The sequence below is a fragment of the Pseudomonas sp. LBUM1648 genome (assembly GCF_059716145.1).
Map to the genome: position 1 here is coordinate 4447118 of NZ_CP166808.1, position 26426 is coordinate 4473543.

General features: G+C 59.1%; 20 protein-coding genes. 10 read left to right on the top strand and 10 right to left on the bottom strand.

The annotated features are described in order from the left end of the window. Positions 1-7: 7 nt before the first annotated feature. The gene (locus ACA043_RS20125) at positions 8-697 is read right to left on the bottom strand and encodes an MlaA family lipoprotein (protein WP_187677542.1); all 690 of its coding nucleotides are present in this window, start codon (positions 695-697) and stop codon (positions 8-10) included. 198 nt (positions 698-895) lie between these two features. Between ACA043_RS20125 and pcrP the strand changes: the two genes are divergently transcribed. Together pcrP and ACA043_RS20135 are read left to right on the top strand one after the other, a co-directional pair. After that, positions 896-1516: an HAD superfamily inactivated hydrolase PcrP gene (gene pcrP, locus ACA043_RS20130; protein WP_497657800.1), complete on the top strand. Its 621-nt coding sequence runs from the start codon at positions 896-898 to the stop codon at positions 1514-1516. Positions 1517-1624: 108 nt separating this feature from the next. After that, positions 1625-1888, top strand: coding sequence for a DUF4404 family protein (locus ACA043_RS20135; RefSeq protein WP_187677540.1), 264 nt, complete (start codon positions 1625-1627; stop codon positions 1886-1888). A gap of 65 nt (positions 1889-1953) precedes the next feature. Here the strand turns inward: ACA043_RS20135 and queF are convergent, their stop codons facing one another. Further along, a complete protein-coding gene (gene queF / locus ACA043_RS20140; RefSeq protein WP_187677539.1) occupies positions 1954-2784 on the bottom strand; it encodes an NADPH-dependent 7-cyano-7-deazaguanine reductase QueF in 831 nt (276 codons plus the stop codon). Positions 2785-2845: 61 nt separating this feature from the next. Further along, positions 2846-3379 carry a copper-resistant cuproprotein CopI gene (copI, locus tag ACA043_RS20145; RefSeq protein ID WP_497657801.1) on the bottom strand — a complete coding sequence of 178 codons (534 nt, stop codon included), beginning with the start codon at positions 3377-3379 and terminating at the stop codon, positions 2846-2848. Between the two features lie 169 nt (positions 3380-3548). On the opposite strand from copI, the gene ACA043_RS20150 reads away from it, so the two are divergent. Then, on the top strand, positions 3549-4229 hold the full coding sequence (locus tag ACA043_RS20150; protein ID WP_187677537.1) for a heavy metal response regulator transcription factor: 681 nt from the start codon (positions 3549-3551) through the stop codon (positions 4227-4229). After that, positions 4229-5578: a heavy metal sensor histidine kinase gene (locus ACA043_RS20155; RefSeq protein WP_497614977.1), complete on the top strand. Its 1350-nt coding sequence runs from the start codon at positions 4229-4231 to the stop codon at positions 5576-5578. Before ACA043_RS20150 ends, ACA043_RS20155 begins: the two co-directional genes overlap by 1 nt. 53 nt (positions 5579-5631) lie before the next feature. Here the strand turns inward: ACA043_RS20155 and ACA043_RS20160 are convergent, their stop codons facing one another. The 3 genes from ACA043_RS20160 to ACA043_RS20170 all read right to left on the bottom strand — a co-directional run bounded on the left by ACA043_RS20160 (position 5632) and on the right by ACA043_RS20170 (position 8881). Next, positions 5632-6876, bottom strand: coding sequence for a lipoprotein-releasing ABC transporter permease subunit (locus tag ACA043_RS20160; protein WP_401266196.1), 1245 nt, complete (start codon positions 6874-6876; stop codon positions 5632-5634). Positions 6877-6939: 63 nt separating this feature from the next. Further along, positions 6940-7623 (bottom strand): lipoprotein-releasing ABC transporter ATP-binding protein LolD, encoded by a 684-nt coding sequence (gene lolD / locus ACA043_RS20165; protein WP_497657802.1) that lies wholly within the window; start codon positions 7621-7623, stop codon positions 6940-6942. A 7-nt stretch (positions 7624-7630) separates the two neighbouring features. After that, positions 7631-8881: a lipoprotein-releasing ABC transporter permease subunit gene (locus ACA043_RS20170; RefSeq protein ID WP_497657803.1), complete on the bottom strand. Its 1251-nt coding sequence runs from the start codon at positions 8879-8881 to the stop codon at positions 7631-7633. A gap of 94 nt (positions 8882-8975) precedes the next feature. Here ACA043_RS20170 and ACA043_RS20175 point away from each other — a divergent pair, with 94 nt between their 5' ends. Next, on the top strand, positions 8976-9557 hold the full coding sequence (locus tag ACA043_RS20175; protein WP_489880940.1) for a PilZ domain-containing protein: 582 nt from the start codon (positions 8976-8978) through the stop codon (positions 9555-9557). Positions 9558-9571: 14 nt separating this feature from the next. Next, entirely contained in the window at positions 9572-10294 is a 723-nt protein-coding gene (locus ACA043_RS20180) for a glycerophosphodiester phosphodiesterase (protein ID WP_305438872.1), read from the top strand. 42 nt (positions 10295-10336) lie between these two features. On the opposite strand, the gene sthA is transcribed toward ACA043_RS20180, so the two are convergent. Both sthA and ACA043_RS20190 read right to left on the bottom strand, forming a co-directional pair. After that, on the bottom strand, positions 10337-11731 hold the full coding sequence (gene sthA, locus ACA043_RS20185) for a Si-specific NAD(P)(+) transhydrogenase (protein ID WP_007984277.1): 1395 nt from the start codon (positions 11729-11731) through the stop codon (positions 10337-10339). Between the two features lie 197 nt (positions 11732-11928). Further along, positions 11929-12978, bottom strand: coding sequence for an FAD:protein FMN transferase (locus ACA043_RS20190; protein WP_497657804.1), 1050 nt, complete (start codon positions 12976-12978; stop codon positions 11929-11931). 53 nt (positions 12979-13031) lie between these two features. On the opposite strand from ACA043_RS20190, the gene ACA043_RS20195 reads away from it, so the two are divergent. Further along, complete coding sequence (locus ACA043_RS20195) at positions 13032-14333, top strand: MFS transporter (RefSeq protein ID WP_401272247.1); 1302 nt, start codon at positions 13032-13034, stop codon at positions 14331-14333. Between the two features lie 165 nt (positions 14334-14498). On the opposite strand, the gene ACA043_RS20200 is transcribed toward ACA043_RS20195, so the two are convergent. Continuing rightward, complete coding sequence (locus ACA043_RS20200; RefSeq protein ID WP_187677529.1) at positions 14499-15962, bottom strand: glyceraldehyde-3-phosphate dehydrogenase; 1464 nt, start codon at positions 15960-15962, stop codon at positions 14499-14501. A gap of 354 nt (positions 15963-16316) precedes the next feature. On the opposite strand from ACA043_RS20200, the gene mfd reads away from it, so the two are divergent. The 3 genes from mfd to ACA043_RS20215 are packed head-to-tail and all read left to right on the top strand — an operon-like array spanning position 16317 to position 23045. Continuing rightward, the gene (mfd, locus tag ACA043_RS20205; RefSeq protein ID WP_497657805.1) at positions 16317-19766 is read left to right on the top strand and encodes a transcription-repair coupling factor; all 3450 of its coding nucleotides are present in this window, start codon (positions 16317-16319) and stop codon (positions 19764-19766) included. Between the two features lie 10 nt (positions 19767-19776). Next, entirely contained in the window at positions 19777-20343 is a 567-nt protein-coding gene (locus ACA043_RS20210; RefSeq protein ID WP_497657806.1) for a CsiV family protein, read from the top strand. 11 nt (positions 20344-20354) lie between these two features. Next, on the top strand, positions 20355-23045 hold the full coding sequence (locus tag ACA043_RS20215) for a DEAD/DEAH box helicase (RefSeq protein WP_489880938.1): 2691 nt from the start codon (positions 20355-20357) through the stop codon (positions 23043-23045). 79 nt (positions 23046-23124) lie between these two features. Here the strand turns inward: ACA043_RS20215 and ACA043_RS20220 are convergent, their stop codons facing one another. Continuing rightward, entirely contained in the window at positions 23125-26418 is a 3294-nt protein-coding gene (locus tag ACA043_RS20220; RefSeq protein WP_497657807.1) for a DEAD/DEAH box helicase, read from the bottom strand. Positions 26419-26426 lie beyond the last annotated feature (8 nt).

The window sequence follows — 26426 nt, forward strand, 5'->3', positions numbered from 1 at the left end:
GTCGAGATTAAAAGTCGTCTTCGACCTGGCCATCCTTCACTTTGAACTCGCGGTTCTGCAAGTAGGCGTTGCGGATGAAGGTGTACTTGTCGCCGCTGATCAGCTTTTCGCTCGACAACAGGCTGGCACGGGTGTCGACGATATTCAGGCCGAACACCGAGTTACGCACTGGCACGTCGTTGATATAACGGTAAGGGCCGGTATAGCCGTCGACGTACTTGGACGGCGCGTCTCGCAAAGTGCTTGGCCCCATCAACGGCAGCATCACGTACGGGCCGCTACCCACACCCCAATAGCCGAGGGTCTGGCCGAAATCTTCGTCGCTGCGGTTCAGGCCCATTTTGGTGCCGACGTCGAAGAAGCCAAGCAGGCCGAACGTGGTGTTGAAGATCAGGCGCGCAGTGTCGACGCCAGCCGCAGCCGGTTTGGCCTGCAGGATGTTGTTCGCCAGGTTGGTGACATCACCGACGTTGCGGAACATGTTGTGGATGCCGTCTTCGACAAATTGCGGTGTCACGAACTCATAACCCTGTGCCAACGGCTTGAGCGCGTAGGTATCAACGAAGTCGTTGAACTGGAAGATCGGACGGTTGACGCTTTCCCAAGGGTCTTCTTCCGTGGCGGCCTGAGCAGCCAACGGCGCCAGCAGCAGGCCGGCATATACACAAAGCTGAGCGAGCGGAGGGCTCCAGCGCATAGAAAAACTCCTTGGATTTGTACTGGCGCGGGCATCGAGGGCCTGGGCGTTAAGAGCGCTAGTATAAGCGTAAAAGGTCTTTTGGGCAGTCCGCGAATAAAGGCACCTGTGAGAAGTTTCCTACGCTGCCCTTCACACAGTTGTCATCCAACTGTCACCGGCACGCCCTAGTCTGATCGTTATTTCAGGGACGTTGCCATGTCACACGCCGAAACCTTGCCCCTCGCTGCTCCCGGACTGACTGCCGTGCTGTTCGGCCTCAGCGGCTGTCTGGTGGATTTCGGTGCCCGCGCCCGACAAGGAGGTGTCGCCCTGCCCGAACATGCCGATGCCACACTGGGCGCGCTGGACAGCCTGCTCGGTTTGCAGCGCCAGCAGATTCCGTGCGCCTGGCTTGATGAATTGCCCCCCGCCCTTGCACAACCGCTGTCGGCTTCGTTGCCGGCGTGGATCAAGCCGGCGCAACATTCAGCAACAGTCAATCCGTGGCCTGCTCCCAACGCCTGCTGGCAAGCGTTGATGAACTTGAACGTCGCCAGTCTCGACGGCTGCGTGCTGGTCAGCGGTGAACCACGATTGCTGCAATCGGGATTGAATGCCGGGTTATGGACAATCGGGCTCGCCTCCTGCGGTTCGCTGTGCGGGCTCGCGCCGGGCGAATGGCAGGCCCTGAGCCAGAAGGAGCGCGAACAACTGCGCGGCAAGGCGACAATGCAGTTGTTCGGACTCGGCGTGCACTCGGTGATTGATCATCTGGGCGAGCTCGAAACCTGTCTGGCGGACATCAGCCTGCGCCGCCTCAAAGGCGAAAAGCCCTGATCGGGATCATGCAGGGTGGTCGAGAGTGGATTAATCTAAAGGTCAGCCATAGACCTTTGGCGCGCGTCTGCGGTCAATGCCAGTGCCTCTCGATAAAAGGAAAACACCATGCCCGCCCAAGAATTGCAGAAACAGCTAGATACCCTGCGCGAGCAGTTGGAACAGAATCCGCCACTGACTGAGGCCGAACGGGAAGATCTGCATACGCTGATGCAGCAGATCGAGTTGGAGCTTGAACTCGAAACCAAGACCCAGGATGCCAGCCTCGCTGATGGCGTCAACCTGGCCGTCGAACGCTTTGAAGTCGAACACCCTGCCATTGCTGGCACGCTGCGCAACATCATCAATACACTGGGCAGCATGGGGATCTGATTCCCGCCGAAACGCAAAAAGCCCTGCCATCACTGACAGGGCTTTTTCATTTCTGCCTGTAGGTCTTACTGGCGAACCAGACGGTGGTTCGGCAGTTGCAAACTCTCAGTGCTGCGATACGGGTTGATATCCAGCCCGCCACGACGCACATACCGCGCAAACACCGTCAACTTCTCCGGTTTCAGCAACCGTTGCAGATCGAGGAAGATCCGCTCGACACACTGCTCATGGAAGTCCGAGTGCTGGCGGAAACTGACGATGTACTCCAGCAGACTGGCATGATCCAGCGCCGCACCGCGATATTCCACCACCACACTGCCCCAGTCCGGCTGACTGGTCACCGGGCAGTTGGATTTGAGCAAGTGGCTATGCACGCTCTCCTCCACAACCTTCGAATCATCACAACGCAGCAGTTCCGGACGCGGATGCTCGTAGTTGCTGACGCTGATATCCAGATCGTCGATGCACACACCCGGCAACGCCACGACACCTTCGGCTTCCACGTCTTTAAGACTGCGAACCCGCACGCCCACCGGTTTGCCGGCAGCGGCAGACAGATCCTTGACCAGCGTCGCTTCCAGGCTGGCAACATCAGCGAACGGCGTCTGGTTCAGCGAGTTCAGGTACAGCTTGAACGACTTCGACTCGATGATGTTCGGCGAATCCGCCGGAATGCTGAACTCGCCGATGGCCACCACCGGTTTGCCCGACGGCAACAGCCACGACAGTTCGAAGCAGTTCCAGAAGTCCACGCCCTTATAAGGCAGGGTGTCGGCGGTCAGGCCCAACTCGGCCCATTTCGCGGTGCGCGGGATCGGGAAAAGCAGAGACGGTGTGTACGTGGCGATGTATTCGCTGGATTTGCCCAGCGGCGAATGTTCGGCTGCGGGATGCATGGCGGAAACCTGACTGAATAATCAGCGGATTCTACCAGCCTTTGCCCGCGCCTTTGAGTGCTTACTGACTGACAGTCAGTTTGCCGACCATGCCCGCCTGATAATGACCGGGGATATTGCAGGCAAATTCCAGGCTGGTTGCTTTACTGAAGGTCCAGGTCAGCTCGGCGGTTTTGCCCGGCTCGACCAGCACACTGTTCGGGTCGTCATGCTTCATGCCATGGCCCATCGCAGCGTGATCCATGCCCGCCATATCGTGGGACATTTCTTTCATACCGGTAGGCGTGAGCATGCCACTTTGCTGCATATGCAACATTTCCTGCTGATGCTCGGCGTGCATCGCCGCGTCACCGAGGTTGAATTCGTGTAGCAATTGACCTTTATTCACCAGCACAAAGCGAACGGTCTCACCGGCCTTGATCTGAATGGTTTTCGGATCGAACGACATGTCGCCCATCACCACTTCGATGCTGCGCGTGGCGTTGGCCGCAGGCGCCGATTGGCCAAAGTCGTAGGTGTGTGCCGGCCCTGCCCAAACGGGCGAGCCCAGCGCCAGCAAACACGCGGCCAAGGCCAAAGGTTTACGCAAAAACATAGTCGTACTCCCACAAGATAAGGTTCAGCCTGTGGGAAACTCTAGCGCGCCTGCGCTGGCATCTACCTGACAGGCAGATTACAACTTTGTCAGGTTGGCATTTGTCGCCTGCTCTCACGTTATAAAGCCTGAGATCCTAAAATCCGAGTTCCTACACACCGAGTCGCCCATGAAACTGTTGATCGTCGAAGACCAAGCGAAAACCGGCCAATACCTGCGTCAGGGCCTGACCGAGGCGGGTTTCAACACCGAACTGGTGGCCGACGGCGACAGCGGCCAGCAATTGGCCCTGAGCGGTGATTACGCGCTGTTGATCCTCGACGTGATGCTGCCAGGACGCAATGGCTGGCAGATCCTGCAAGCGGTGCGCAGTGCCGGGCTCGATACGCCGGTACTTTTTCTGACTGCCAAAGACACAGTGGAGGACAGAGTGCACGGCCTCGAACTCGGTGCCGACGACTATCTGGTCAAACCTTTCGCCTTCTCCGAACTGCTGGCCCGGGTGCGCAGCCTGTTGCGCCGTGGCAGCGCCGTTGCTGTGGAAACCAGCCTGCAACTGGCCGACCTGCGCCTTGATCTGATTCGACGCCGGGTCGAACGCAGTGGCCAGCGCATCGACCTGACTGCCAAGGAGTTCGCCCTGCTGGAGATGCTTCTGCGCCGCCAGGGCGAAGTGCTGCCTAAATCGCTGATCGCCTCGCAAGTCTGGGACATGAATTTCGACAGTGACACCAATGTCATCGAAGTAGCCATCCGCCGACTGCGCCTGAAGATCGACGACGAATTCCCCAACAAACTGATCCACACCGTGCGCGGCATGGGTTACGTGCTTGAAGAGCGCTCAGCCTGATGCGCCGGTTGTCCCTGAGTTCGCGCCTGGCCTTGTTGTTTGCCGCTTGTACCGCCGTGGTTTCGCTGTTTGCCGGGGTGCTGTTCAATCGTGCCAGCGAGGCGCACTTCATCGAACTCGACCAGCAACAACTGGACAGCAAACTGATCGGCCTGCGCCGGGCCCTGCAGGATGTTCAGCCCAGTGAAAGCCAGGCACGACTGGCCGATGAGCTGAGCCGGCAGGCTGATCTTTCCCTGCGTATCACCGGGGCCCAGGGGCAGCGCTGGTTCGACAGTTCGCCCCGCATACCGCAAGACTTGCCGCGAAAAAATGGTCTGTCGACCATCAGCGATGACGGCGCCGACTACCGCGTTCTCAACGCCCCGCTCTACCCGGATAAAACCGACTCGCCACAATTGACGCTGTTACTGGACATCACCCATCACCAACACTTCCTGCAACGTATGCAGCATTTGATCTGGCTGACCGTCGGATTGTCAGCACTGGCCACCGCGCTGCTCGGCGCTTGGGCAGCACGCAGCGGTTTACGACCGTTACGGCGCATGAGCGCAGTAGCCCGTGGGATTTCGGCGCAGTCGCTCAATGCCCGACTGCCGGAAGCGCAAATGCCGCCAGAGCTTGCGGAAATGGCCCACAGCTTCAACGCCATGCTCGGACGCCTCGACGACTCGTTTCAGCGTCTTTCGGCGTTTTCGGCCGACATCGCCCATGAACTGCGCACGCCGTTGTCGAACCTGCTGACCCACACCCAAGTCACCCTCACCCGCCCACGGCCGATTGAGGATTACCGCGAAGCGCTGCACAGCAATCTCGAAGAGCTGCAATGGATGGCGCAACTGGTCAACGACATGTTGTACCTGGCCAAGGCTGATCACGGTTTGTTAATGCCCAAGCGTGAGCCATTGGAGTTGGCGGACGAAGCGGAGGCGCTGATAGAGTTTTTTGCGCCCTTGGCTGAGGACGCAGGGGTGACACTGACTCGTGAAGGGCATGCACGAATCGAAGGTGATCGCAGCATGTTGCGCCGGGCCTTGTCGAACTTGCTGGATAACGCGCTGCGGTTTACGCCGACTGAAGGTGTGGTGCGCTTATCAATCCTCGATCAAGCGAACGCAGTGCGAATATCCGTCGAGAACAGTGGTGAAGGGATTTCGGCAGACCAGTTACCGAGGTTGTTCGACCGGTTTTATCGGGCGGATCCGGCGCGGCAGGAAGGCAGCAGTGAACATGCGGGGTTGGGGCTGGCGATTACTCAATCGATTGTCCGGGCCCATGGTGGGCAGATTCATTGCGAATCGGCTGAGGGCTGGACGCGGTTTGTGATTGAGTTGCCTAAGGAAGACTGAGGCCAGCAGTACAGGCCTCATCGCGGGCTTGCCCGCGATGGCGTTTTCAGAGTTTACGAATATCTCAGCGCATGAGCAGGCTCGATCTTCGCCGCCCGCCACGCTGGATACACCGTCGCCAGGAAGCTCAGAATGAACCCGGCGGAGCAGATCAACAGCACATCACCGCCCTGCAATTCCGACGGCAGATTGCTGACGAAATACACATCCGAACTGAAAATGTGTTGCCCGGTCACCCGCTCAACCCAGCCCACCAGTTCGCTGACATTCAGCGCCGCGATCACGCCCAGCACGCCGCCAATCAACGTCCCGACAATCCCGATCACCGTGCCCTGCACCATGAAAATCGCCATGATCTGCCGGGGTGTAGCGCCGATGGTACGCAGGATCGCGATGTCCGCGCCCTTGTCGTTTACCACCATGATCAAGGTCGCGATGATGTTGAACGCCGCCACCGCGACGATCATCAGCAACAGCAGACCGATCATGGTTTTTTCCATTTTCATGGCGCTGAACAGGCTGCCCTGAGTGTGGGTCCAGTCGTCAGCCTTGAAGTCGGCACCGAGGCCGGCGGCGATGTCCGAGGAGACTTTCGGCGCGGCATACAGGTCTTTCACCGCCAGACGCACGCTCTGCACCTGATTCGGTTCCCAATGCTGCATTGTCGCAGCATCGGCCATGTGGATCAGGCCCATCGAGCCGTCCAGCTCAGCGCCGACCTTGAACACGCCGACCACGTTCAGGCGCTGCATGCGCGGCGTGATGCCGCCCGGCGCGGTGCTGACTTCCGGTACGATCAGGGTGATTTTGTCACCGACATTCAGACGGAAACGACGCGCGGTGATTTCACCGATCACCACGCCGAATTCGCCCGGCTTCAGAGCATCGAGACGCCCCTGAACGATGTGCTGGGCAACAATCGACACCTTGCCTTCCTGGGCCGGATCGATGCCGCTGATCTGGATCGGCTGCATCAGGCCTTTGTAGGAGAGCATGCCTTCCATTTCCGTGAACGGCACGGCGGCGGTGACTTCTGGGTTTTTCATGGCAGCGGCAGCCACGGGCTGCCAGTCATCAATCGGTTTGACGCCGACGATGGTCGCGTGCGGCACCATACCGAGGATGCGCGAGCTCATTTCACGCTGGAAGCCGTTCATCACCGACAACACCACGATCATCGCCAAAACGCCGAGGGCGAGGCCGATCATCGAGGTCATCGAAATGAACGAAACAAAACGATTGCGGCGCTTGGCGCGGGTATAGCGCGTGCCGATAAAGATCGATAACGGTCTGAACATTCGCTGGGGCACCGTATAAAAATAAAAGACCCGACGCCTTTTCAGACGCCGGGTTTCAGCCAATCAGATGGGCGTCAGGCAACCTTCCTGCAAGTGCAGGACGCGATCCATCTGGCGAGCCAGGTTCATGTCGTGAGTCACCACCAGGAACGCCGTGCGCATCGAGGTGCTGAGTTCCAGCATCAAATCCTGAATGCCCTGGGCGGTGTGGGAGTCGAGGTTGCCGGTCGGCTCATCGAGCATCACCAGACCCGGCTTGTTCACCAGGGCGCGGGCGATGGCCACACGCTGACGCTCACCACCGGACAGTTCCGCCGGCTTGTGCTCCAGGCGATGGCCCAGCCCTACCCGCTCCAGCAATGCCGTGGCGCGCTGACGGGCTTCCGGGATCGGCGTCGTGCCGATCAGCAGCGGCATGCAGACGTTTTCCAGCGCAGTGAATTCCGGCAGCAGGTGGTGAAACTGGTAAACGAAACCCAGTGCGCGGTTACGCAGCAGACCACGTTTCTTCTCGCTCAGGGCCGACAGCTCTTCACCGTCGAGCCAGACGCTGCCCTTTGTTGGCGTATCGAGGCCGCCCAACAGGTTGAGCAAAGTACTTTTGCCCGATCCCGAGGTGCCGACGATCGCCACACGCTCGCCCGGGTGCAACTCCAGTTGCAGACCGGCCAGCACTTGCACCGACTCCGGGCCTTCCTCGTAGGATTTGCCCAGGTGGCGGCAGCTCAAGATTGCTTTTTCACTCATGCCCGACTCACTCATAACGTAGCGCCTCCGCCGGCTGGGTGCGCGCGGCACGCCAGGCGGGATACAGGGTGGCGAGGAAACTCAAGATCAACGCAGCCGCGCAAACCATGACCACATCCTGGCTCTGCACCTGCGACGGAAGATAATCAATGAAATACACGTCAGCATTAAGGAATTTGTGGCCGATCAGCCCTTCGAGAGCCGAAATCGCCGCGCTGACGTTGAGCGCAGCGAGGATCCCGAGCACAGCGCCAATGGCTGTGCCGACTACGCCGATGACCGTGCCTTGCACCATGAACGTGCGCATGATCGTCCCCGGCGTGGCGCCGAGGGTGCGCAGAATGGCGATGTCGCCCTTCTTGTCGTTCACCACCATCACCAGCGTGGAAATGATGTTGAACGCCGCCACCGCAACGATCAGCAGCAACAGCAGACCGATCATGGCTTTCTCCATGCGGATGGCCTGATACAGGTTGCCATGGGTACGGGTCCAGTCGCGGGCGTAGTAATGGTCTTCGCCGAGCTGCTGGGCGATATTCCAGGCTACGCGTGGTGCCTGAAACAGATCATCGAATTTCAAACGGATGCCCTGCACCTGATCAGGCTTCCAGCGATGCATTTTCGCCAGATCCTGCAGGTTGGTGACGCCCAGATAGCCGTCGAGCTCGCCGGCGCCGACATGGAAAATGCCGACCACGGTGAAGCGCTTCATGCGCGGGAACATCCCGGCCGGGGTCACACTGACCTCCGGTGCGACAAAGGTGATCTTGTCACCGATGCCCACGCCCAGCTTGGTCGCGGCCTTGTCGCCAATCACGATGCCGAAGCTGCCCGGCGTCAAATTGTCGAGTTTGCCCTGCTTCATGAAGTTGTCGATGATCGACACATTGCGCTCAAGCGCAGGGTCGATGGCGTTGAGCAACACCTTGGACACCTGACCGTTGTTGGTCAGCAGGCCCTGCATCTGGGTGAACGGCGCAACCGCCGTCACCTGCGGGTTCTGCTTGACCCGGGTGGCCAGGCTTTGCCAATCGTTGATCGGCTCAGTGGACTCGATGGTCGCGTGGGGCACCATGCCCAGCACACGGGTGCGCATCTCATGATCGAAGCCATTCATCACCGAAAGCACGACGATCATTACGACCACGCCAAGGGCGAGCCCGATCATCGAAGTCAGGGAAATGAATGACACAAAATGATTGCGACGCTTTGCACGGGTATAACGCGTGCCGATAAATACGAAGAGAGGTCTGAACATGTCGGGGCTTGTTCGGAGGGAAAAGGAACGTCCTTGTGGCGGGGGTCGATAACCAGCTTTACACTCAGACCACCGCCGCTACCATGGGTTCGCCATGTCGACATTAGATGAAGAAGATCGCCGCGAATACTACCGTATCGAGGACACGATCGCACTGGAAATTCGGCCCCTGTCCGCTCCCGAAGCCGCAGGCCAGGAAGTGTTGCAGGATGCTTCCCCACTCTTCAACCTGCTCAGCGAACTGCACCTGAGCGAATTCGAGTCGCAGCACCTGTTGCGCCAGATCAGCGAGCGCGACCGGGCCATCGCCGCGTTCCTGAAATCCCAGAACAAACGCATCGACCTGCTGAGCCAGGTGGTCGCGCTGACCGTGCTCGGCCATATCGGCGAACCGCAACCGGTGATCATCTCCGAAGGCGGGATCGACTTTCAGTATCCGACGCCAATCGCTACCGACGCGCATCTGTCGGTGAAACTGGTGCTGATGCCGCAAGCGCTGGGCCTGCTGTTACGCGCACGCGTCACCCATTGCGACCGCAAGGGCGACGGCTATGACGTCGGCACCGAGTTCGAACACCTGACCGATGCCCAACGCCAACTGCTCGCTCGTTATATCTTGCAGAAGCAGGCCCAGGAACGACGTCTGGCCCGCGAACAGAACGAATCAGGCATTTAAATTAAGGAAGAACCGTGACCCTCATCTACGGCCACCGCGGCGCCAAGGGCGAAGCACCGGAAAATACCCTGAGCAGTTTTCAGGAATGTCTCAAGCACGGCGTGCGCCGCTGCGAACTTGACTTGCACCTGTCCAAGGACGGCGAGTTGATGGTCATCCACGACCCGACCCTCAAACGCACCACTGAGCGTCGCGGCAAAGTCGTCGAGCACAGCGCCGCCGAACTGGTGACGTACGACGCGCGCAAGGGCGGCCCGGGCTGGATCAAGCCGTGCCCGATTCCGACGCTGGAAGAGCTGTTCGAAAAGTGTGATTTCGAGCACTGGCAGCTTGAAGTGAAAAGCGCCTCACGCACCCGCGCCGCAACCACGGTGCTGGCAATTCGTGAAATGGCTCAGCGCCACGGCCTGCTGGACAAGGTGACGATCACCTCGAGTTCGCGCGAAGTACTGAAAGCTGCGCTGGATCTGGTGCCGGACGTGTCACGCGGACTGGTAGCCGAGTACGCCTGGCTCGACCCGTTGAAGGTCGCCCAGAGCTACGGCTGTGAGATTCTTGCGCTGAACTGGACGCTGTGTACGCCGGAACGCCTGCAAAAGGCGCAGCGTCAGGGGCTGCATGTGTCGGTGTGGACCGTCAACGAGCCTGCGCTGATGCGCAGACTCGCCGACTTCGGCGTTGACAGCCTGATTACAGACTTTCCCGGTTTGGCCACTGCCACCCTCGAGAATTGCTGAAATCGGTCTCCCCGGCCGGCTCAGGCCACCGGCCGGAGCCCGTCAAAAAAGCCGGTTGAGGCCATCGTACGCCGCTACCCGATAGGCTTCGGCCATGGTCGGGTAGTTGAACGTCGTGTTGACGAAGTATTTCAGAGTGTTCAACTCGCCCGGCTGGTTCATGATCGCCTGACCGATGTGCACGATCTCCGACGCCTGATAACCGAAGCAGTGAACGCCCAGCACTTCCAGGGTTTCACGGTGGAACAGGATCTTCAGCATGCCTTGCGGCTCGCCGGCAATCTGCGCCCGCGCCATGCTCTTGAAGAATGCCTTGCCGACTTCGTACGGCACTTTGGCCTGGGTCAGTTCCTGCTCGTTCTTGCCGATCGAGCTGATCTCCGGAATGGTGTAAATGCCGGTCGGCACGTCATTCACAAAGCGCCAGCTACCGTTATCAACGATGCTGCCAGCGGCCGAACGGCCCTGGTCGTGGGCGGCACTGGCCAGGCTCGGCCAGCCGATCACATCGCCGGCACCGTAGATGTTCGGCACGCAGGTGCGGTAAGCCTCGTCGACTTCGATCTGGCCACGGCTGTTGACCTTGACGCCGATGTTTTCCAGACCCAACTGGTCGGTATTACCGGTACGGCCGTTGCACCAGAGCAAGGCGTCGGCCTTGATCTTCTTGCCGGACTTGAGGTGCAGGATCACCCCGTTGTCCACGCCTTCGACACGATCGTAGTCTTCGTTGTGGCGCACGGTGATGTTGTTGTTGCTGAAGTGGTAGCTCAACGCCTGGGAGATTTCCGAGTCGAGGAAGCTCAGCAACTGACCGCGGTTATCCACCAGTTCAACCAGTACACCCAGACCGCTGAAGATCGAGGCGTATTCGCAACCGATCACGCCGGCGCCGTAAACGATCAATTTGCGCGGGGTGTGGCCGAGGCTGAGGATGGTGTCGCTATCGTAGATACGCGGATGGTGGAAATCGATGTCCGCCGGGCGATACGGGCGCGAACCGGTGGCGATGATGATGTGCTTGGCCACCAGCTTCTCGACCACGCCGTTGGCGCAGACCACTTCGATGGTTTGCTCATCGGCGAAGCTGCCGGTGCCGAAAAACACGTCGACGCGGTTACGGGCGTAGTAGCCGGTGCGCGAGGCGACTTGTTTGGAGATGACTTTCTCGGCGCTTTTCAACACGTCCGGGAAGGAGAACCAGCGTGGCTCGCCGATGGCCCGGAACATCGGGTTGGTGTTGAACTGCATGATCTGCCGCACCGAGTGACGCAGTGCCTTGGACGGGATGGTACCGAGGTGGGTGCAGTTGCCGCCGACCTGACGACGGCTGTCGACCATCGCGACCTTGCGCCCTGCTTTGGCGGCGTTCATTGCCGCGCCTTCTCCCGCCGGGCCGGAACCCAGCACCACCACGTCGTAGTTGTAGACAGCCATGCGTACTCCTCAGAACAGGCCGCGGTGCCAGCAGCACCTGCGGCTAAATCACGCCGAACGGCGGCGCGAAGGAACAATTGGGGGCCAGTAATGAACCCGGACACAGTCTATAGAAGCGTCAACGCCGCGCACATTAACCCTTGGTCGCGTCGTAGGCTACTTTTGCCTGCACTACAACGCCAGCTTTCGTATTGTCCTCAGTCAGTTTTTACGCCACTGAACCGCTCGAAAGCCTTGCTGGTGCGGATAACAAAACCTGTATCGGCACGAATCACAAAGAATGCACCAATGTCGTGTTTTTCGGCATAGTCCCAAGCCCTTTCAGGCCCGAGAATCAGCAACAGCGTCGATAGTCCATCGGCCATCAACGCTGAAGGATGAATCACCGTGACTGACGCAAGATCATGTAGGAAAGGTGCGCCGCTACGCGCATCGAAGGTGTGGGAATAGCGCCGGCCATCTCGCAGGAAATAGTTGCGGTAATCGCCGGAGGTGGAAACGCCGTAGCCATCGACATTGATGATGCGCTCGGCGACTCGCTGATCATCGCGGGGCTCTTCCAAGGCAATGCGCCATGGTGAGCCATCGAGTTTTTTGCCCTTGGCCTTGAGCTCTCCCGTGGCTTCGGCGAGGTAATCGTGGATGCCCATGGCGTCGAGTCGTGCGGCAATCCTATCGACGGCATAACCGGCGGCAACGCTGTTGAAGTCGACTTCAACGGCGGCGTCCTTGCACAACTGATCGCCATCGATTCGCAGATGCTGATGACCGACCCGTTGCAGCACCTCGGCCAATGCAGCAGCACTTGGGACTTTTTCTTCGCGACCTTGCGGGCCGAAGCCCCAGAGATTCATCAGCGGTTCGACGGTGAGGTCGTAGGAACCTTCGCTTTGCTCTGACAGCTGTTCACCGATCCGAACCAATTCGAGTACGGAAGCGGGCATCTTCTGACAACTATTGGCGGGCAATGCGTTGAATTGCTCGATGTCCGAATCGCTGCGGTAAGTGGACATATGCCGATCGACTTCGGCGAGGATGCCCTCCACTTCGCGGCGAACTTGTGCAGGATCAGCAAGACCTGCATGACGTACGTATTTGATCGAATACGTGCTGCCCATGGTCGGACCGCCAATGCTCTCCATGGAGTCGCCATTGCCGCAGCCGGACAAGACGACCGCCAACACCACAACCCCCTGCCACCGTCCAGTTAACAATTCTTCATCTCCCCGCAAAAGCACGCCGGCCATTATGGGATACGAGCGAAACGCTTTCTTACAAGATTTAAAGTGAGTATCCAGAAATGTCTTCAACGACCGGCAAAGGCAAGGCGATTTTTCGCGTTGTCAGCGGCAATTTTCTCGAAATGTTCGACTTCATGGTCTACGGCTTCTACGCCACGGCGATCGCCAAGACTTTCTTCCCTACAGACAGCGCCTTCGCCTCCCTGATGCTTTCGCTGGCAACCTTCGGTGCCGGTTTCCTGATGCGCCCACTCGGCGCAATCTTTCTGGGCGCCTACATTGACCGCCATGGCCGTCGCAAGGGCCTGATCATCACTCTGGCGATGATGGCCGCCGGCACCGTGTTGATTGCCTGCGTCCCCGGCTACGCGACGCTCGGTGTCGCCGCACCCTTGCTGGTGTTGCTTGGCCGCTTGCTGCAAGGGTTCTCGGCGGGGGTTGAACTGGGCGGCGTCTCGGTTTATCTGGCGGAAATTTCCACGCCGGGCCGCAAAGGCTTTTTTGTCAGTTGGCAGTCCGCCAGCCAACAAGCGGCCGTGGTGTTCGCTGGCCTGCTCGGCGTCGGTCTCAACCACTGGCTGAGCCCGGAGCAAATGGGCGATTGGGGCTGGCGCGTGCCGTTTCTGATCGGCTGCATGATCGTGCCGGTGATCTTCGTGATTCGTCGCTCGCTGGAGGAAACCCCGGAATTCCAGGCGCGCAAGCATCGCCCTACTTTGCAGGAAATCGTCCGCTCGATTGGCCAGAACTTCGGCATCGTGCTCGCCGGCATGGCGCTGGTGGTGATGACCACGGTGTCGTTCTACCTGATCACTGCCTACACCCCGACTTTCGGCAAGTCTGAACTGCATTTGTCGGATCTGGATGCGCTGCTGGTAACGGTGTGCATCGGCCTGTCGAACTTCTTCTGGCTGCCGGTGATGGGTGCGGTGTCTGACAAGATCGGACGCAAACCCCTACTGCTGGCAGCGACGATTCTGGCGATTCTGACCGCTTACCCTGCCCTTTCGTGGCTGGTGGCGAATCCGAGCTTCAGCCATTTGCTGATCGTCGAGTTGTGGCTGTCTTTCCTGTACGGCTCGTACAACGGCGCGATGGTGGTGGCGCTGACCGAGATCATGCCGGTAGAAGTGCGTACAACCGGGTTCTCGCTGGCCTACAGCCTGGCGACTGCGACCTTCGGCGGTTTTACACCGGCAGCGTGCACTTATCTGATTCATGTGCTGGGCAACAAGGCTGCGCCGGGGATCTGGCTCAGTGGTGCGGCGGTGCTGGGGTTGATTGCGACGCTGGTGTTGTTCCGGGGCAACAAGCATGAACTGCGCACTGCGCAAGCGGCTGTTGCTGGCGGCGCCCGATAGGACGCCATCGCGAGCAGGCTCGCTCCCACAGGGGATTTGTGAACGACAAAGATCCAGTGTGGGAGCCAGCCTGCTGGCGATGAGGCCGGAACAGGCAACAGAGATTTACCAGGCATAAAAAAACGCCCCGACCAAAGTCGGGGCGTTTTCATTTGCAGCTAAGGCTTAGCGCGGGAATGCTGGCGGGTTTACACCGGCCATGTCTTCCATCACGCGAACAACCTGGCAGCTGTAGCCGAACTCGTTGTCGTACCAGACGTACAGAACAACGCGGTTGTCCTGAACGATGGTCGCTTCAGCGTCGACCACACCGGCGTGGCGCGAGCCAACGAAGTCGGTGGATACCACTTCCTGCGAATTGACGAAGTCGATTTGCTTGTGCAGATCGGAGTGCAGCGCCATGTAGCGCAGGTACTCGTTCATCTCTTCACGGGTAGCGGCTTTCTCAAGGTTCAGGTTGAGAATAGCCATCGACACGTTCGGCGTCGGAACACGGATCGCGTTACCGGTCAGCTTGCCGGCCAGCTCAGGCAGAGCCTTGGCAGCAGCGGTGGCAGCACCGGTCTCGGTGATTACCATGTTCAGCGCAGCGGAACGACCACGGCGATCGCCCTTGTGGAAGTTGTCGATCAGGTTCTGGTCGTTGGTGTACGAGTGAACGGTTTCGACGTGACCGTTGATGATGCCGAACTTGTCATTCACAGCCTTCAGCACCGGCACGATGGCGTTGGTGGTGCAGGAAGCAGCGGACACGATCTTGTCGTCAGCGGTGATTTCACCGTGGTTGATGCCGTGAACGATGTTCTTCAGTTTGCCTTTGCCAGGCGCGGTCAGAACAACGCGGTCGATACCCGGGCACGCCAGGTGCTGACCCAGGCCATCAGCGTCACGCCATACACCGGTGTTGTCCACCAGCAGCGCGTCTTTGATGCCGTACTGGGTGTAATCCACCTCGGTCGGGTTCTTCGCGTAGATCACCTGAATCAGGTTACCGTTGGCGGTGATGGTGTTGTTTTCTTCGTCGATGGTGATGGTGCCGTTGAACGAACCATGTACCGAATCGCGACGCAGCAGGCTGGCGCGCTTGGTCAGGTCGTTGTCGGCGCCTTTGCGCACCACGATGGCCCGCAGACGCAGACCGTCGCCACCACCGGTTTTCTCGATCAGGATGCGCGCCAGCAGACGGCCGATACGACCGAAGCCGTACAGTACAACGTCAGTGCCTTTGCGGGCCGAAGCGTTTTGCTGGCCAACCACGTCAGCCATTTCTTCGCGGACGAACTGCTCGGCAGTGCGGCCATTGGCTTCGTTGCGGAATTTGAACGCCAACTTGCCCAGATCCACCGAAGCCGCGCCGAGCTTGAGCTCGCTCATGGCTTTGAGCAGTGGGAATGTTTCGTGGACGGAGAGTTCGCTATCGTCGGAAGAACGATGGCGAGCAAAGCGGTGAGCTTTGAGAATCGCGATGACAGACTGGTTGATCAGGCTGCGGCCATAGATCGAGCTCACCACGTTGTTATTGCGGTAGAGCTGACCGATAAGCGGGATCATCGCTTCTGCGAGTGCTTCACGGTCGATCCATTCACCAAGACACTGGTCGGGCTTCTGAGTCACGGGAACCTTCCACATGTAGGGGCAGAAAAAAGGGGCTACATTATGCCGCCGCGAGCCTCTTGTAGCAATGCGCGCTTGTCGCGCAATCGGTAACAAAATTCCGTTCAAAAAAATTACGCCCCTCGCCAGCCCAGTAAAACCGGGGCCTCCAGCACAGTCAATTTTTCGACGACTGTTAGACGATGTCTGTAACCCTCCGTAACACCACCCCGTTTCGGCACTACATAACCCCAAAAAAAGTGCTCTTTTTTATGGTTACCACTACATTTTGCGCAAACAGTGAAGATAGACGCAGTCTGCAACTGACAGGCAGCATCGGACGCCGCTACAATTACCGACTTTGTCGCAACGCCTGGAGCTCAACCTTCCGTGCCTGTTCTGCGTCTACCGCTTCTCCCTGCCGAGGCAGGTAAACAGCACTGGGGCAATCTGCCCGGTGCCGCCCTGAGCCTGGCGATTGCCGAGGCTGCCAGCGCTGCCAAGCGCTTCACCCTGCTACTGACCGCCGACAGCCAGAGTGCCGAACGGCTGGAACAGGAGCTGAGTTTCTTCGCCCCGGATTTGCCCGTTCTGCATTTCCCCGACTGGGAAACCCTGCCGTACGACCTGTTTTCGCCGCACCAGGACATCATTTCCCAGCGCATCGCCAGCCTGTACAGGCTGCCGGAACTGGCGCATGGCGTACTGGTGGTGCCGATCACCACGGCCCTGCATCGTCTGGCGCCGACCAAATTCCTGCTCGGCAGCAGCCTGGTACTGGACGTCGGCCAGAAGCTCGATGTCGAGCAAATGCGTTCGCGACTTGAAGCCAGTGGCTATCGCTACGTCGACACCGTTTATGAGCACGGTGAATTCACGGTTCGCGGCGCGCTGATCGATCTCTTCCCGATGGGCAGCAAACTGCCGTATCGCATTGACCTGTTCGATGACGAAATCGAAACCCTGCGCACCTTCGATCCGGAAAACCAGCGCTCCATCGACAAGGTCGATTCGGTCAAGCTGCTGCCGGCACGTGAGTTCCCGCTGCAAAAAGATGCGGTCACTCGCTTCAAGGCGCGTTTCCGCGAGCGTTTTGACGTCGACTTCCGGCGCTGCCCGATCTTTCAGGATTTGAGCAGCGGTATCACCCCGGCCGGTATCGAGTACTACCTGCCGCTGTTCTTCGACGAAACCTCGACCCTGTTCGATTACCTGCCCCAGGACACGCAAGTGTTCTCGCTACCGGGCATCGAACAAGCGGCAGAGAACTTCTGGAACGACGTGCGTAACCGTTATGAAGAGCGCCGCGTCGATCCATCGCGTCCTCTATTGCCTCCTGCGGAATTGTTCCTGCCGGTGGAAGACTGCTTTGCACGACTCAAGAACTGGCCACGCGTAGTTGCCAGTCAGCAGGACGTGGAAACCGGGGTCGGCCGCGAACGCTTCCCGGCGCAGGCACTGCCGAACCTGGCAATCGAAGCCAAAGCCACACAACCGTTGGCGGCACTTTCGACCTTCCTCGACGAATTCCCTGGCCGCGTATTGTTCACCGCCGAATCGGCGGGCCGTCGCGAAGTCCTGCTGGAGTTGCTCGAACGCTTGAAGCTGCGGCCGAAAACCGTCGACAGCTGGCCGGACTTCGTCGCGAGCAAGGATCGCCTGGCGATCACCATCGCCCCGCTCGACGAAGGCTTGATGCTCGACGATCCGGCGCTGGCACTGGTCGCGGAAAGTCCGCTGTTCGGTCAACGCGTGATGCAGCGTCGTCGCCGCGAGAAGCGTGCCGACGGCAACAACGATGCGGTGATCAAGAACCTCACCGAGCTGCGTGAAGGCGCACCGGTGGTGCACATTGACCACGGCGTCGGTCGTTATCTGGGCCTGACGATTCTGGAAATCGACAATCAGGCTGCCGAGTTCCTCACGCTCGAATACGCAGAGAACGCCAAACTCTACGTGCCGGTCGCCAACCTGCACTTGATCGCCCGTTACACCGGCAGTGACGATGCGCTGGCCCCGCTGCATCGCCTCGGCTCCGAGACCTGGCAGAAAGCCAAGCGCAAAGCCGCTGAACAGGTGCGTGACGTCGCCGCCGAACTGCTCGACATTTATGCCCGCCGCGCCGCTCGCGAAGGCTATGCGTTCGCCGACCCGAAGGCCGACTACGCAACGTTCAGCGCAGGCTTCCCGTTCGAAGAAACCCCGGACCAGCAGTCCACCATCGAAGCCGTGCGCGAAGACATGCTCGCGCCGAAACCGATGGATCGTCTGGTCTGCGGCGACGTTGGTTTCGGCAAGACCGAAGTGGCCATGCGTGCGGCGTTCATCGCCGTGCACGGCGGCCGCCAGGTGGCGATTCTGGTGCCGACCACCCTGCTCGCTCAGCAACACTACAACAGCTTCCGCGACCGCTTCGCCGACTGGCCGGTGACCGTGGAAGTGATGAGCCGCTTCAAATCGACCAAGGAAGTAAATGCTGCAATCGCTGATCTGGCAGAAGGCAAGATCGACATCGTCATCGGCACGCACAAGCTGCTTTCCGACGATGTGAAGATCAAAAACCTTGGCCTGGTGATCATCGACGAAGAACACCGCTTTGGTGTGCGCCAGAAAGAACAGCTCAAGGCCCTGCGCAGCGAAGTCGACATCCTCACCCTGACCGCTACGCCGATTCCGCGCACGCTGAACATGGCGGTGTCGGGCATGCGCGACCTGTCGATCATCGCTACGCCACCGGCCCGACGCCTGTCGGTGCGCACCTTCGTTATGGAACAGAACAAAAGCACGGTCAAAGAAGCCCTGCTCCGTGAACTGTTGCGTGGCGGTCAGGTTTACTACTTGCACAACGACGTGAAGACCATCGAGAAATGCGCCGCCGATTTGGCCGAACTGGTGCCGGAAGCGCGGATCGGCATCGGTCACGGGCAGATGCGCGAGCGCGAACTCGAACAGGTGATGAGCGACTTCTATCACAAGCGCTTCAACGTGCTGATCGCCTCGACCATCATCGAGACCGGCATCGACGTGCCGAGCGCCAACACCATCATCATCGAGCGCGCCGACAAGTTCGGCCTGGCGCAACTGCACCAGTTGCGCGGTCGCGTGGGGCGTAGTCACCACCAGGCTTACGCGTACTTGCTGACACCGCCGCGCCAGCAAATCACTTCGGACGCGGAAAAACGTCTGGAGGCGATCGCCAATACCCAGGATCTCGGCGCCGGTTTCGTGCTGGCCACCAACGATCTGGAGATCCGTGGCGCCGGCGAATTGCTTGGCGATGGCCAGAGCGGCCAGATTCAGGCTGTGGGCTTCACTTTGTATATGGAAATGCTCGAGCGCGCGGTGAAGTCAATCCGTAAGGGCGAGCAGCCGAACCTCGATCAACCGCTCGGCGGTGGCCCGGAGGTCAACCTGCGGGTTCCGGCACTGATTCCGGAAGACTATCTCCCGGACGTCCACGCCCGTCTGATCCTGTACAAGCGCATCGCCTCGGCCATCGATGAGGAAGGCCTGAAGGATCTGCAAGTGGAAATGATCGACCGCTTCGGCCTGCTGCCGGAACCGACCAAAAATCTGGTGCGCATCACGGCCTTGAAACTGCAGGCCGAACAGCTGGGCATCAAGAAGGTCGATGGCGGCCCGCAAGGTGGCCGTATCGAGTTCGCCGCGCAGACGCCGGTCGACCCGATGACCTTGATCAAACTGATCCAGAGCCAGCCCAAACGCTACAAATTCGAAGGCGCCACGATGTTCAAGTTTCAGGTGCCGATGGAGCGCCCGGAAGAGCGCTTTAATACTGTAGAGGCGCTGTTCGAGCGCCTCATTCCGAAAACTGCTTGAAGGACGCCGCATGCGCCTGTTTCGCTCACTGACTTTGCTACTGACTTTGGTAGCACCCACGGCGTTTGCCGATGACACGTATCAGGTCGAAATGATTCTGGTCCGTCAGAACGCCGTACCGGCCATTGTCAGCCGCGCCGCGCCGGAAGACTGGGCCGCCGGCGCACAACGACTTGGCGATGAAACCAAGCGCACGCCCGCACTGGGTGAAGTTGCCGCAAAGCTCACTGCCAGCGGGGAGTACAGCGTGTTGATGCACAGGGCCTGGAAGCAAACCCTCGGCGAGGCACCGGCGAAAGTAGCGGTCAGCGACGGCCAGGAGCAGTTCGGCCAGTTCCCGATCGAGGGCACGCTTGAGATGAAACTCGGGCGTTTCACCGACGTGGCTGCCGACTTCTGGGTCAATCAGATCGACAGCAACGGTATGGTCACCGCCAGTGAGCGCCTGAAACAGGACAGTCACACCAAAAACGGCCAACTCAATTATCTCGACAACGGCCACCTGGCCCTGCTGATCAAGATCACTTCCCTGACGGCGCCTGCGCCACGGGAAGCGCCTGAAGCCATTCCGGACTGACCGAAGTCCTTATGTCCGCGCCCCTGAGTAAACCGTTGGCACCCTCCTGGGTCAGCCGATTCAAGGAACAGAGCCTGGAGCGTGGCCGCCGCTACGCTTTGGAAAACCGGGTACGCATCGCCCAAGTCGGCGATGCGACCATTACAGCCAGTTGCGAAGGCTCTGGCGGTAACGTCTACCGTCAGACCATTCAACTGCGCGAGTCGGCAAAAAGCACTTTGCTGCTGGTCGACGCGGCATGCACTTGCCCGGTTCGCAGCAACTGCAAGCACTGCGCAGCGGTGCTGCTGAAAATCCAGGAAACCCTCGACTACCCCGCCGCCGCCAAAGACGCCGAACTACTGGAAAAACTTCAGGCCGTGTTGGAAAACCGCAGCCCGAAAGCGCCGCCGCAGGTTTTGGTCGACAACGTGCAACCGATACCGCGCCTGTGGCTGGCCAGTGTCGAGTTCAGCGCTTTCGAGCCGCGCAACGGCAAGATGCAGCGCTACATTCAACATCGCGCGGCGCTGTCGTTCAGTTATCTGGACGAATACGTCAGCGGGCAGAAAAACAGCGACATCCTGATTCGTCAGGAAACCCAGACACTGCGGATAAAACGCCATCCGGAAGTCGAACAGTCCTACCGCGAACAGTTACGAATCCTCGGTTTCCGCATCGCCACGCGCCAAAGCAAAGCACTCCCGGAAAGCGCCGGCGAACTCTACGAGATGGTCAATGACAGCGCATGGCTGACCTTTACCCTCAACGATCTGCCAAAGCTGCGCACGCAAGGCTGGGAATTGCAGATCGATGAGGAGTTCGGCTTCGACCTGACCGCAGTCGATGATTGGTACGCCACCGTCGAACAGGCACCGGAGCGCGACTGGTTTGATCTGGAACTGGGCATCATCGTCAACGGCGAGCGCCTGAGCCTGCTGCCGATTCTGCTCAATCTGATGCGCTCGCACGCCGAGATTCTCAATCCGGAACGCCTCGCGCGCCGGCGCGACGACGAGCTGATTCTGGTCAATGTCCCCCAACGCAATATCGAACACGGGCCGTTGCAGGTTGCGCTTCCGCTGGGCCGACTGAAACCGGTGCTGGCGACCCTGGGCGAGTTCTATCTGCAAGAGCCCGGCGAAACCACCCTGCGCCTGAGCAAGGCCGACGCCACACGCCTGAATTCGCTGGAAGGCATTCCGCTGCTTTGGGAAGGCGGCGAGCAGATCCGCACGTTCGCCCAGCGCCTGCGCGACATCCGTGATTTCAGCACAGAAGCGCCAGAAGGCTTGAACGCGACGCTGCGCCCCTATCAGCTTGAAGGCTTGAGCTGGATGCAATCGCTGCGGCAACTGGAAGTCGGCGGGATTCTTGCGGATGACATGGGCCTGGGCAAAACCCTACAGACTCTGGCGCATATTCTTAGCGAGAAAAACGCTGGACGCCTGGATCGGCCGTGCATGGTGGTGATGCCTACCAGCCTGATTCCGAACTGGCTCGATGAAGCGGCGCACTTTACGCCGCAACTGAAAGTCGTGGCGCTATATGGCGCCAGCCGCAAGAAGCACTTCGAGCATTTGGCCGACTTCGACTTGATCCTCACCACCTACGCGCTGCTGCCCAAGGACGTCGAGATTCTGGCCAAACAGCCGCTGCATGTGTTGGTGCTGGATGAAGCGCAATACATCAAGAACCCGAACAGCAAAGCCGCTCAAGCGGCCCGCGATTTGAATGCGCGCCAGCGCCTGTGCCTGAGCGGTACGCCACTGGAGAATCACCTCGGCGAACTGTGGTCGCTGTTTCACTTTCTGCTGCCCGGCTGGCTCGGCGACGTCAAAAGCTTCAACGCCGATTACCGAGTGCCGATTGAAAAGCGCGGCAGTGAAGTCAGACTTCAGCACCTCAACGGTCGGATAAAGCCGTTTCTGCTGCGCCGCACTAAAGAGCAGGTGGCCACCGAACTGCCGCCGAAGACTGAAATCATCCATTGGGTCGATCTCAACGAAGCCCAACGCGACGTGTACGAAACCATGCGTTTGGCCATGGACAAGAAAGTCCGCGACGAGATCACGCGCAAAGGGGTAGCGCGCAGCCAGATCATCATTCTTGAGGCGTTGCTCAAGTTGCGTCAGGTCTGCTGTGATTTGCGCCTGGTCAACGACGCCACCCTGCCCGCCCGCGGCAGCACCTCGGGCAAGCTCGACAGCCTGATGGAAATGCTTGAGGAGTTGTTCGAAGAGGGTCGGCGGATTCTGCTGTTTTCGCAGTTCACTTCGATGCTGTCACTGATCGAGAACGAGTTGAAAAAACGCAATGTCGCTTACGCCTTATTGACCGGCCAAACCCGGGATAGGCGCACGCCGGTGAAGGAATTTCAGAGCGGCAAGCGTCAGATCTTTCTGATCAGCCTGAAAGCCGGCGGCGTAGGTCTGAACCTGACCGAAGCGGATACGGTGATTCACTACGATCCGTGGTGGAACCCGGCGACCGAGAATCAAGCAACTGACCGCGCGTACCGGATCGGCCAGGAGAAACCGGTGTTCGTCTACAAGATGATTGCCCGGGGCACGGTCGAAGAGAAGATTCAGCATCTGCAGAAGGAAAAGTCCGACTTGGCTGCGGGCGTTCTGGATGGACGCAAGGCTGGCGACTGGAAATTGCAGAATGACGATATTGAAGCGTTGTTTGCGCCGTTGCCGGATAAGCTCGACAAGCGCTGAGATGTTCGTCGCCTGTTAAATAGCTATCGCTGGCTTGCCAGCGATGGGGCCATCAAATATTGGTATCCGGCTTAGGCAATCAACCCTTGGCAACAGGCAACGGCGCAAATAATGCCTCGATGTCGCTCTGCTCCAATTTCCATCCCCCCGTCGTGCCACCCTCGAGCACCGCCACAGCCAATGCAGCCTTCTCCTGCTGCAACGCCTGTATTTTTTTCTCTACCGTGCCACGAGCTATCAGCTTGTAAACGAACACCGGATTGTTTTGCCCGATTCGATACGCACGATCGGTTGCCTGATTTTCCACCGCCGGGTTCCACCAAGGGTCGAAGTGGATAACCGTGTCCGCAGCGGTCAGATTCAAACCGGTACCCCCGGCCTTCAGACTGATCAGAAACAGCGGCACCTTGCCGCCCTGAAAATCCTTCACCGGTGTGCGCCGATCCGTGGTTTCACCGGTCAGCAACGAATAGGCAATGTCACGTTGCTGCAACTCTTGCTCGATCAAGGCCAGCATCGAGGTGAACTGGGAGAACAGCAGGATCCTGCGCCCCTCGCCCAGCAACTCTTCGAGCATTTCCATCAGGCTGACCAGCTTGCCACTCCCGGAGCGCAGCGCCTTTGCCGTCAACGGCATGTTGATCAGGCGTAAGTCGCAACAGACCTGACGCAGCTTGAGCAAGGCATCCAGAATGATGATCTGACTGCGCGCCACGCCACTGCGGGCAATTTCGTCGCGCACTTTTTTGTCCATTGCCACACGAACCGTTTCATAGACATCGCGCTGGCCGTCGCTCAGATCAACCCAATGGACAATCTCGGTTTTCGGCGGCAACTCGGTCGCCACCTGATCTTTTTTGCGGCGCAGTAAAAAGGGTTTTATCCGCGCCGTCAGATGCTGCATGCGCTCGGCGTTGCCGTGCTTTTCAATCGGCGTGCGGTAGTCGCGATTGAAGGATTTGCTGTCGCCGAGCCAACCGGGCATCAAGAAGTGGAACTGCGACCACAGCTCACCCAAGTGGTTTTCCAGCGGCGTGCCGCTCAAGCACAAGCGCTGACGGGCCTGCAAATCACGCGCGGCTTGAGCTGCCTTGCTGAGCGGATTTTTGATGTTCTGCGCCTCATCTAGAATCAGCACGCTCCATAGCCGCGGCTGCAGAACTTCAAGATCCCTGGGCAGCAAGGCGTAAGTAGTCAGCACCAAATCGTATTCAGCAAAACTGGCGAAGTCTTTTTTCCGCGCGGTGCCATGCAGCGCCAGCACCTTCAACTGCGGCGTGAAACGCAGTGCCTCGTCCAGCCAGTTGGGGATCAGGCTGGTGGGCATCACGGCCAACGCCGGATGATCAAGCCGCCCGGCCTGCTTTTCAGTCAACAGGTGAGCCAGGGTTTGCAAGGTTTTACCCAGCCCCATATCGTCACCGAGAATGCCGCCAACCTCCAGCTCGCGCAGGGTTTGCATCCAGTTGAGGCCTTCGAGCTGATAAGGTCGCATCTGCGCGTTGAGTCCGGCCGGCGCGGCGACTTGCGTATGAGTTGACTCACGCAGGCGCTTGGCAAAATTGCGCAGCCGCTCGCCACCCTGCCAATCGAGCGATACACCTTCAAGCAAACTCAGGCGCGCTGCATCGGGAGCACTCAAGCGCAATTTATCGCCGAGATGATTGCCCAGATACAACTCACTGAGCGTGGCCATCAGCGGTTTGACCCGGCCAAAAGGCAGGGCGACTTTGCCACTGATGTTATTGCTGAAGCGACCGGCACCCAACTCGACCAACAGCAGCTCATCATCACCGCGCTGAGCGAGTCTGGCTGGATCGAGAAGCAGTGGATGAGTGCGCAACAGGTGCAGAAAAATCGGCAACAGGCTGTGGCGTTCGCCGTTAACGACAATCCCTAATTGCAAATCAAACCACTGCCGTCCCGACTCTTCCTCAACCTCGGCGTACCAATGCTCGACCGGCTCTACGTTGAAATGGAAGTTCTTGCTGACGTCAATCTGCCAGCCTGCCTCGCGCAATGCGGGAATGCCATTTTGAGCAAAGGTGAGCCACGTCGAATCATCGGGCAGGTCAAATCTCTCACCCGGATGATCAACGCTGCTTTTGCGCGTGGCCTTCTTGAAGCCGTGTTTCTGTAGCTGCTGACGCAGGGCTTTTTCGGCAGCAGGCTGACGCTGAATACGCAGGGTTTCAACGCCCGCAAGAACCATCACCTGCGGGTTGCGATCCTGGACGGGATGACCGTCGTAGGTGAACAGCAAAGCTGCACGATGCTCGGGTTCGTACTGCCAGCGCGTGTAGCGTTTGCCGCTGGCGAGGGTCAGATGAGCCTTGGGCAACACATCATCGACGATCCGCTCCGTGAGCTGGTGCGGCGGGGCCACTTGCGTTGCCGCACTCATCCGATGGCTGAACTGCATCGCTTGGCGGGCCGGAATCTCTGGTGCCAATGCCAAATGACAGGCGAGTTTCTCATCGAGCTCGTTAAACAGCGGGCCGATGTGGTGCCGCTCGCGATCCAGATAATACAGCGGCTCCAGCGCGAGTACGGTTTCCACCGACGCCTCATCGCTGCTCCATTGCGGGCGAAAACTGCCATTGGCTTGTTCGGCCCAGGCAAACTGCGCGCTTCTTCTGGCGCCCGCAGTCAGCGGCTGCAACACTTCAAAATCCAGATACAGGCGCGACGTTTTCAACAGCATTTCGAGCAGTTCGGCGCCACTGCTGCCCTCCAGCGGATAGCCACTGTAATAGGCATGATGGGAGTGCATGGCCACGAGCAGCCTGGCAATTCGCAGATCAAGTTCGGTCAGATAACCGGGCTGACGCATCAGCATGTCTGATAGCGAGAACAACGGTTTGACGTCGCGCAGCTCTCCGCTCTTGAGCTGGTAGACCTTGAAGATTTCTACCAGCCACTTGCCCGGCACCGGTGTTGCATTGAGTTTGTAAAAGAGCCGCGTACTGGCCGCTTGCGAGGTTTCTTCAGTCTGCTGGGTCGCCACAGGAATACTGGAGAGCCAATGTTCCAGTGATCGGCTCAGTTGAACCGGGGCATCACTTTCAGGCGCTTTATCGGCGCGAGCCTGCAAGTGAAAGAGCACCGCCGCGCTGTGCTTGCAGTTGATCTCGACCGGACAGGAGCAAAAGCAACGCAGACCGAATTGCTCCTGCTGATCTTTAATCAAGTAGATGATCTGTTGATAGACGTAGTTTTCAGAACCCGCGCAGGCCGCCTCAATCATCTCGTCATCGACTAAATGGATTTCTATCCGATCCTCGATGGCGTAATCGCGAGCCTTGGCCAGAGCATTACGGCTGAATGCCTCAGTCCACGGCAGCGAGTGAAGCTGACTGATGATTGTCGTCATGCGTTTCT